Origin of the sequence: Shewanella sairae (assembly GCF_023283535.1) — a bacterium.
GTDB classification, from domain to species: Bacteria; Pseudomonadota; Gammaproteobacteria; order Enterobacterales; family Shewanellaceae; genus Shewanella; species Shewanella sairae.
Window position 1 is genome coordinate 1 of sequence record NZ_JAKILT010000104.1, and the last position, 6,734, is coordinate 6,734.

General features: G+C 39.4%; 8 protein-coding genes. 3 read left to right on the forward strand and 5 right to left on the reverse strand.

All coding sequences use genetic code 11. The features are described 5' to 3' along the window. Positions 1–83: 83 nt before the first annotated feature. Positions 84–314, reverse strand: a complete 231-nt coding sequence (locus L2748_RS22650) for a hypothetical protein (protein WP_220783334.1) — start codon at positions 312–314, stop codon at positions 84–86. 111 nt (positions 315–425) lie between these two features. On the opposite strand from L2748_RS22650, the gene L2748_RS22655 reads away from it, so the two are divergent. After that, positions 426–743, forward strand: a complete 318-nt coding sequence (locus tag L2748_RS22655) for a transposase family protein (protein WP_220783333.1) — start codon at positions 426–428, stop codon at positions 741–743. A 185-nt stretch (positions 744–928) separates the two neighbouring features. Here the strand turns inward: L2748_RS22655 and L2748_RS22660 are convergent, their stop codons facing one another. Beyond that, positions 929–1,222: a VOC family protein gene (locus L2748_RS22660; protein WP_220783332.1), complete on the reverse strand. Its 294-nt coding sequence runs from the start codon at positions 1,220–1,222 to the stop codon at positions 929–931. A gap of 30 nt (positions 1,223–1,252) precedes the next feature. On the opposite strand from L2748_RS22660, the gene L2748_RS22665 reads away from it, so the two are divergent. Both L2748_RS22665 and L2748_RS22670 read left to right on the forward strand, forming a co-directional pair. After that, positions 1,253–2,437: an IS91 family transposase gene (locus L2748_RS22665; protein WP_220783331.1), complete on the forward strand. Its 1,185-nt coding sequence runs from the start codon at positions 1,253–1,255 to the stop codon at positions 2,435–2,437. 322 nt (positions 2,438–2,759) lie between these two features. Then, positions 2,760–3,104: a hypothetical protein gene (locus L2748_RS22670; RefSeq protein ID WP_220783330.1), complete on the forward strand. Its 345-nt coding sequence runs from the start codon at positions 2,760–2,762 to the stop codon at positions 3,102–3,104. Positions 3,105–3,571: 467 nt separating this feature from the next. Here the strand turns inward: L2748_RS22670 and L2748_RS22675 are convergent, their stop codons facing one another. From L2748_RS22675 to L2748_RS22685, 3 genes are all read right to left on the reverse strand, one after another. After that, on the reverse strand, positions 3,572–3,727 hold the full coding sequence (locus L2748_RS22675; RefSeq protein ID WP_220783329.1) for a Hok/Gef family protein: 156 nt from the start codon (positions 3,725–3,727) through the stop codon (positions 3,572–3,574). A 740-nt stretch (positions 3,728–4,467) separates the two neighbouring features. Further along, a complete protein-coding gene (locus L2748_RS22680; RefSeq protein WP_220783328.1) occupies positions 4,468–5,397 on the reverse strand; it encodes a hypothetical protein in 930 nt (309 codons plus the stop codon). A gap of 433 nt (positions 5,398–5,830) precedes the next feature. Beyond that, a complete protein-coding gene (locus L2748_RS22685) occupies positions 5,831–6,445 on the reverse strand; it encodes an XRE family transcriptional regulator (protein ID WP_220783327.1) in 615 nt (204 codons plus the stop codon). Positions 6,446–6,734: the final 289 nt, after the last annotated feature.

Consider the following 6,734-nt stretch of genomic DNA (forward strand, 5'->3'; position numbering starts at 1 on the left):
TTTGATTTACGGGTCATTTGTTCACCTTGTGTTTAGATGGGGATTATACCCCTTACATCTTGGTGTCCAAATTCACTATGCCACTACAAACCAGGAAGATAAACTTGAACCTCATAGTCATCATTTCTTGCTTCAATATCTTCGATTTCTAGGAGAACTAACTCATCACCAGTGTATAATCCGTTAGATATTTGGAGAAACTCCAAATAAGGCAGAGGAATGTTAAACTTACATTTATTGTTAATCTCTTCCAACAAGGTTATATCCATACCTTTGTTAAGTTTATATAGTTTTTTCAGACTATTAATATTCATTTAAAATGCTCCCAAACTGTCGAAATATTGGCTCTACGCGTCTTTGCGTGGAATGACTAATCTCTGTAAACTTCAGTCTCACTCTATCATTGCTCAAAAAAGGTATTATTCATGTTCGGTACTCCCTCTGGTTCACTCCATATTACAGCGGAACCATTAGGGTTGTCTGAAGTAAAAGTGCTTGATGTCCGCACTAATTTATCGGCTCGGGAGATCACTATAACAGTTGAAAGTACACGAAAATACATCCTCTGTCGTCAATGTGGTGAGCCAACTAAAACCCACGGTTTGGGCCGTAAATTACGATTGCGACATTTGCCTATGTTTGGCAAAGAAACGATCATTGAAATCATTCCTCGCAGAGGTCGATGTGAGCATTGTGATGGTGGTTCTACAACCACCGAAATACTGGATTGGTATGAGGGGTAGACAGGGAATTAGTAAATTATCCTACGCTAAGGATTTAAAGTTGATTTTTCACTGGAATAGACTTAATTTCATTTCATGTGCAGGAGGGGAAAAGAAGTATTTGGTAATGAAAATTATTAATTAAGCAACCAAACCAAAAATTCATTTAAATTTGGCTGCCAAGTAATTACAAAGCTGTAAACGATCTAACCTATTGATACTGCATCAATTTTATTACCATCAAGATCTCGCACAAACGCTGCGTAATAGTTTGCTCCGTACTCAGGCCGCAAACCTGGTTTACCTTCACATAAACCACCCAATTCCAATGCTGTTACATAGAATATATCTACTGCGTCCTTATTTGGTGCATTAAATGCTATATGCGTTCCATTTCCTTGAGTAGGCTTATCTTTGCAAGGACAGCCTATCCAAAACTCTAAATTTTCACCATAAGCAGCGGCAATATTATCAATATAATGTGACCGTTTTATTGACAACTATTGTACAACAATTTTTAGATTTGCGTCATGCGCACTCGTCCATTAAAGGCCCTGTTTACCAAAAATAATGCGTTTAATCGTATGGTTGAGTCTGGTCATGAGTTTAGGGCGATAGAGCTTGAAGCGACAGCGAAGATGTTAGCGTGTGGCACCACTATGCTGGGTGGGATGCACTATCATTGTGAAAATAGTCATTGCCAGCACAGCATAGTCATAAAGGCGAGTTGTAAGAGCAAGCTTTGTCAGACGTGTGGTCAAAAGGCAACAGAACGCTGGATAGCGATTCAGATGGAAGTGTTACCAGACTGCGCTTGGCGCCATATCACGTTTACGATGCCCGATACCTTTTGGGAAGTGTTTAAGCTAAACCGAGCACTGTTGGGTAAATTATTTAGCATTGCCAGTGAAGGTCTACTGTCATTTGCACGACTAAAAAAGCTGACAATAGGGATATTTAGCGCTTTGCACACCTATGGTCGTCAACTGAACTTCAATTGCCATATTCACTTATCGGTGTCAGCGATAGGACTCACTACGGATGGGGAGTTGATACCCTTTCACTATCCATTTAAAGCATTAAAAAGCTTGTGGCGGTATGGTGTTACAAGCTTACTGCGAAACCACTTCAATGAGTTAACCCTGCCAGAAAAATTAAGTACACGAGTCTCCAATGAAAAAGAATGGAACCGGGCTCTTGATAAGGAATACCTAAAGACCTGGCAGGTAAACATCGCGAAAACAACGACACATAAGGCGCATACGGCCAATTACTTAGGTCGTTACCTAAAGAAACCGCCCATAGCAGGGAGTCGGCTTAGGCATTACGCCGGAGAGTCAGTGACGATGGGATATCACGACCATAGAAGCAACCGAGCAAAAGAGCTAGAACTGTCACAGATGGAGTTAATTGCGCGGATATTGAGTCACGTCCCTGAGAAGTATTTTAAGATGGTGCGGAATTACGGTTTTCTATCTAACCGATTACGAGGGCTCTTACTGCCAATTTTATATGAAAAACTAAAACAGACGGTGAAAGAGGTCGTGACCCCGAGTTATGCGGCGATGTTAAAGAGTTACGTTAAAGTAGATCCCTACGAATGTATTTTGTGCGGAGGTCGTATGATGTTTAGCCGATTTGAATCAGGAGTGTCGTTATATACGTTGGTTTTAGGATTAAGAAGGTTGGCAAAATTAAAACGTGTAGAGGCCTAGTGGGGTAGGTTTGCCTGAAATTTGGCGATTTGAGTGAATAAACTGCAATCAGTTATTAAGTATAAGTGTTTGTTGGTATTTAGAGAGAGACTAACCGGTAAGTTGGGGAGTTCGCTGACTACTGAAAACTTCCAAATTCCTTACCGTGAACTGTACGCTAGACGATGGTCTATCGGACACTGATTTTACTGGTTTAGGAAAAAACGGCGGTTCCGGCGTAGAACCCCTCGTTGGGAGATTATAGGAATATTTGCGAGTTAAGAATGCTAAACTGATGATAAAGGGTGTAAAATAGGGCATAGGAAAGAGGTTTATTAATAATATGAAAAAAATATTAGCATTTGTTTTAGTTATTTATTTGTCTGCTTGCGCCAGTGTAAATAGTGAGTTTTTTAATATAAATAATGGTGATACTAAAGCATCAGTCATAGTGAAAATGGGAACTCCAGACGATCGTCAATTTCAAGATAAAAATGAAGCATTCCAGTATTGCACAACAGGTACTAGCTTCGGGAAAAGCACGTTTAATGTAATCTGGTTCTACGATGGGGTGGTTACTGGTGCTAGCTCATATACTGTTGCTCATGCAGCTTCGTGCATGGGGCATTTCAAGCAAATAAACTGGGGGGATGCGCCAGATTTGATTATGGAAATACGTAACAAATAATGGTGTGTCAAATAGGGGGCATGCGGCAGAACCCCAACGGTACTGTTTTGTACGTTAAGCATTAAATCAATATATTAGGACAGTGTGAAGTTTAGGTAGACTCTACGATCACTGGTAAAAAACACACCAAAACCATCCTATGACATAACTTATGTGTCATTACTGGCTCTGCCATAACTTAAATGACATACTTGTTTTTTGTTAGCGTACGTTTTCGTTCCGCTGGACTTCATACCCCTAATCAACGGGTTAACGGCTCGAACTGACCTAGTTGGGGGCATTTTCACGTTAACTCGCAAATATTCAAAATATATTTTAAAATAGGAGGAGAGCAAATACATGTTAAAAACATTATTTAAGTAATGTTCGCAACCCATGTACACTAAACTTAATAAAAAGTTGGGCGCTCTTGGTAAGTAACGTCACAATCCAAAAATAGGGACGGTTCGGAACCGCCCCTATGTTCGTTAGCCTCTTACTTCGTAGGCAAGAATAACGTTAAGAAACATCGTACCGTTACGGTACTCCACTTTACACAAATCATCTCTAATAAGTGCCAGTGCAGCTAACAGAGTGAAACACACGATAGCTAGACTCAAAGTAGTTGTTTTTCTTTTCGGCATATCTTGCCCCTTAAAGTAAAAGAGGCTACTATTTGTATTGCTTGATACATCAGATTGCCTCATTGTTAATGGATTTTAACTTTGGGGCTTTCGTCTATTTGGCCGTTACAAAACTATGCTCTTGCCAAATAGCCAAGAGCACCCGCATGAAGTTTATCACTTGTATTATCATTCCCGTTAATGCTTTTTCTTTAAAGAATGGTGAAACCATTCTATTCAATAATCACTCTTGAAATTGTTACACTATCAACACAGGCTTGCTTCGATTTTGCCTTTTCTTTCTGCCAGACAGTCGCGTAGCGACAAGCGTCGCAGACAAACCCGTTGTACAGAAACAAATGAAGCCTAACGGTCGGTTAGACAAAATATCCTTTCAGCGCTGCTTTTAAATGATGTCCCCTAGCTTTAGCTAGGAAATGGACATTTCATTTTTGTTTGTGGTCTTTAAAGATCTTTTTATCTTTCATTTTTTAAAAGCTTGTAACCCTGAAAAGAAAAAGATTTTAAGCCTAAAGATCACAACTAACTTTGCCGTCTTGATTTGTACTTTAACTTCTTCCGAAAAAAAACATCAATATCTTTAAATAGACAGCGTGCCAACCAAAAACCATGAGGAATACCCAATGTAGAGATAATGAAGCAACCTCTTTCTGTTCATTTAGAAGCGATATACCGCGCTCAGACACGACAAAACTCGGCAGGTAAGCCGTTATAGGTCATTTTGATAAACTGCTTTAGCGCTAATTAGGTGGTACGTGGTAAGTTTCACGTACATGATGAGAAGTGATCAGTTCGAGCAAGCGTTGGCATGGCTCAACCACTTTCATGTTCTTACGAAGCGTTCCGTCCATACGGTAACGTGAATTAGGGTAACGTGCCTTTTGCTTAAAGGATTTACCTTTCGCTTTCAAATCGGCTTCATGCTTTGCTGCTCCGTTACGAACGGACAAACGGGAAGCGCCGAGCATATCTAACAACCCTTTAGATAGAACCTTGTAACTTGCTTCTGCATGAAACATAGCTGCGTGGCCATCTTCATAAATAGCCACAGTATCGCTTTGCAGATAACCACATTGGACTAATTTATTGATATAAAAATACCAGGTTGATTCGGCAATATAAACACCATGCCTAAGCGCCACTTCCATTCTCAGCGCATCATGGGTAAGGTTCTTACCGCCTTTACGAGTAGCAACAACGATCATGCCATTAGCAACATTACAATTAACCACAAATGCGGAAAGCATCAAACTTAGAATGATCTTAGAGCGTTCTTGCAATGTTCCACGGTATAAGCCGTCACTATGCTCAAGAAATTCTTCTCTATGAGGCAGTACCTTTGCTTGCCTCAATAATGTTTTAACGTAATCGGGAAGTCTTGCACTCTTGAATCCATTGAATGATGCAACTTTAGCTTGAAATCCAACAGCCTTACCGCTTTTATGAACTCGATCAGCCGTTTCTAAAATTTCAGCATTAACTTTGTCACGTTCAGCTTTGCGTGCTTTTTTAAGGCGTTTAGTTTCATCAACGACAGTGTAAGCTTGTCCGTCTGGTATTTCACTGTCAAAAGCATCCGTATCATCATAAGATGACAACGGAGGAAGTTCAGAACAATGCTCATCACACTCAATGGTTGAAAAGAGTGTCTCTAGGTTAGCGTGTTGCATTAGACACACTCACAATAGGCATACTAGATCGCGAAAGGATCGGCATGTCATATTGAATGTATCTAGATCTACAAAGGGATTGATGCTGCAATATGCAGCTATAGCGCTGTTGGATTTTCATTATTAGACTCTATCAGATTTAGTATATTTGAATGTCACTCCAAATATTTGAATAGCTAAGGTAATCGATCAAAACGATCTATGCAAGATCAATTTAATGGCTCTAAATTTCAGGCACAAAAAAACCGAACACTGATAGGGATTCGGTTTTTTTGCAAATGCTATATAGTCAAATTGACAGTTTGACACATTCTAAATTTGAAAAATACACTACATAAAAAACTATGTAGTAGTGCGCTATGTAATGCACTCTTGCTTCAAATCTAAGATAATAATATCTGATACAATCAAACATTTCAAACAAAGAATTACTTTACAACCTAGATACTACGCCTATCACTCTACCTATAACCTTAGCATGTTTATGGAAGTCATTCGTTGTTAACATTTCATCATTATAAAACGAATTTACACTTTTAACACACATTCCCAAGGTGGAGTATGTTAATACTTTTACCCGTATATTACCTCTGACACTAAAAGCATAAGCCCGCCCATCTCTAACGTGAGTGTCTGAAGTATTTAGAACTACGATTGACTCGTCCTGTATCAAGGGTTCCATGCTATCACCCTCAATTCTAATACAAGCTAAAGATTTAATATCATCTGTATTCACCCCTAACAAATCAACGTTTATATAAGCAAAACGCTCACTTTCACCCTCTGTAGTATTATAAAAAGGGACTTTTACAGTTCCTGTATTTGAAGAACACACTACAGGCGCAGATTGTCCAGAACTAAGCCACTCAATACTTACACCGAAAAAAGTTGATAGTAATCGTAAATTCGTCATTTTAGGTTCAGAAGTATTTGTTTCCCACTGTGACACTGCCATAGGCGATACATTCATAGCCTTAGCCAACTCCCTCTGAGATAACCCATCTCTCACTCTCAGTATTCTTAATCTTTCACCAAAACTCTCACGCATAGAAAACCCAGTTTAACGTTCCACCTCCGTTAATTATGAACAAAGAAACTAACTATCAAACTTCATTCAATAAAGAGTGGCTTTACTAAGTAAAAATTTACCTTACAAACCCAACTCGCCAGCATAAAATTCACACACATGCAGCAGGGTTATCCAAAGGATCGCCCCTAATAAACGTAACGCTAAGTTACTTAGTTAAGAGTAGCCCAATGTCTAAAGGCATACCCATTCAGTTAATGCTTTCTCCAGCCGCTTACGCTGCATTAGCCGCAAAAGCTAAACAGGAAAA

Bases quoted from the DNA above. Each gene is read 5' to 3' on its own strand.
- L2748_RS22650 (WP_220783334.1), bottom strand. From the start codon at position 314: ATGAATATTAATAGTCTGAAAAAACTATATAAACTTAACAAAGGTATG.
- L2748_RS22655 (WP_220783333.1), top strand. From the start codon at position 426: ATGTTCGGTACTCCCTCTGGTTCACTCCATATTACAGCGGAACCATTA.
- L2748_RS22665 (WP_220783331.1), top strand. From the start codon at position 1,253: ATGCGCACTCGTCCATTAAAGGCCCTGTTTACCAAAAATAATGCGTTT.
- L2748_RS22670 (WP_220783330.1), top strand. From the start codon at position 2,760: ATGAAAAAAATATTAGCATTTGTTTTAGTTATTTATTTGTCTGCTTGC.
- L2748_RS22675 (WP_220783329.1), bottom strand. From the start codon at position 3,727: ATGCCGAAAAGAAAAACAACTACTTTGAGTCTAGCTATCGTGTGTTTC.
- L2748_RS22680 (WP_220783328.1), bottom strand. From the start codon at position 5,397: ATGCAACACGCTAACCTAGAGACACTCTTTTCAACCATTGAGTGTGAT.
- L2748_RS22685 (WP_220783327.1), bottom strand. From the start codon at position 6,445: ATGCGTGAGAGTTTTGGTGAAAGATTAAGAATACTGAGAGTGAGAGAT.